This is a genomic window from Vibrio sp. MM46, from assembly GCF_027587135.1.
GTDB classification, from domain to species: Bacteria; Pseudomonadota; Gammaproteobacteria; order Enterobacterales; family Vibrionaceae; genus Vibrio; species Vibrio harveyi.
In genome coordinates this window covers 1-1,429 of sequence record NZ_JAPPTO010000073.1, presented here as the reverse complement: position 1 = coordinate 1,429, position 1,429 = coordinate 1, and the positions used below count along the sequence as shown (strand labels likewise).

Sequence of the window (1,429 nt, the reverse complement as noted above, 5' to 3'; positions counted from 1 at the left end):
AAACCCGCGAGAGTGGGTGTTTTCAAAGACGTGCTCTATAGGGTCGTAGTCTCGATACGGCAGTTCATGGTGAAGGTGGTTTTGGGCGCGTCTTGCCTCTTGGAGCAAGGCAGATAAACCGCTACTTGAGGTGGAAAGCATAAGGGGTCCTTTTTCAGTTACCAAAACAGAGACAGTGGCCAGCTGACGCTTTGCATTGCGCTGTCGCTGGTCTGTATATCGATAGCGAGCTTTGGTTGATTTTGCTGGCGTAAGCACTCATACACGCTGATAGGTGGTGTTGGCGGTGGTATGGAGAGCGAGTCTGTTTTCAGCGTTGATGGTTCTAGGCAGTGTTGCACGGCTTGGGTGATGGCTGGCTCTGCTTGAGCTGGTTGAGAGGCGATATAGTTTGCAATGACGTAGTCTCTGGCATCAAAATGTGAGGCAACAAACTGCGCTACTTGGGCTAAAGTGCTGCTCAGTAATACACCCCATAACACCAATAATGCCATGAATGCTTTTTTTAGTGTTCGTCTCATGGTTAATCCTTCCAAATAGCGCGTGCTGGTCGTCCTGACCAATGACTTTCATCTAAGACGAAGTAGACGTCCATGGTGTCGATATAATGGTTATCTTTATCGATAAAGGGGAAGATGGTGAGCTTTTTGACCTCTTCTTGACTTCGCTGTGGCTCTCCATCTCGGTTTCGCCTTGGCAGTAGGGTGAACGCGCTCGGTGGCGTCGTTCTTGTATGGCTGCTTATCGTGGCGTTATCACCGGTATAGCCGTACAAGTTGTCTCGAACCTCGTTCATGGTGACACAGCCAGAAACGCCGCCGACTTTGTCGCAGCTGTATTCACTGTCAAAACCTGCGCTGCAGCCAGTTAGCGTGAATAATGCAAAAGATAAGTAAGATAAAAGTTTCAATCTCATGATGGTTACTCCTCACGCCCAAAGCCCACGCTGTTTAACCCTTGTTGGGTGAGTTTTTGCGCTAATGGGTTGATTGGGGCAGTTTGGTTGACTTGGGGCAGGGTTGGCGCATTGGTGATGACATCGAGGATCTGATTGGTGCTGGAGACTTGTTCACGCTGCTCGTTAATACGCGTCTCGTACTCCTCGGCAAGAAGCGGATCGAGCGGAAAGCCTTCTAAAAAGACAATGTTCACTACGGCGCCGGGATTCACTTCGACAATCGGGTGGTAAAGCTCAGCCAGCTTGATGTAGTAGTCAGCCAGTTTGCTGCCTACGCTTTCTGTTGCGCCGCCAAGTAGGCTTAACCCTATTTTGTCGGTGTTAACACTGGTGCTTGGTCCCAGAGCGGTCGGAGTGGTGGTTTGAGCCAGTGCTTTACCTGTATCTCCCACACCTTGCAAAATGCCCGCAATACCGGCCATTTGAACGATTTTACCGTTTTTCAAAATGGTGGTGCCGCGGATACCATTT

3 protein-coding genes are annotated in these 1,429 nt (G+C 49.8%); all 3 read right to left on the bottom strand.

Features of this window, described 5'->3' with window-relative positions:
* Window positions 1-158: 158 nt before the first annotated feature.
* Window positions 159-521 (bottom strand): hypothetical protein, encoded by a 363-nt coding sequence (locus tag OH459_RS27915; protein WP_269989854.1) that lies wholly within the window; start codon window positions 519-521, stop codon window positions 159-161.
* Between the two features lie 2 nt (window positions 522-523).
* Window positions 524-916, bottom strand: coding sequence for a type IV conjugative transfer system lipoprotein TraV (gene traV / locus OH459_RS27910; protein ID WP_141342015.1), 393 nt, complete (start codon window positions 914-916; stop codon window positions 524-526).
* Window positions 917-921: 5 nt separating this feature from the next.
* Window positions 922-1,429, bottom strand: a 508-nt coding sequence (locus OH459_RS27905; protein ID WP_333482898.1) for a TrbI/VirB10 family protein, incomplete at its 5' end; no start/stop codon positions are given.

Coding starts and splice junctions, on each gene's coding strand:
- OH459_RS27915 (WP_269989854.1), bottom strand. CDS start 521: ATGAGACGAACACTAAAAAAAGCATTCATGGCATTATTGGTGTTATGG.
- traV (WP_141342015.1), bottom strand. CDS start 916: ATGAGATTGAAACTTTTATCTTACTTATCTTTTGCATTATTCACGCTA.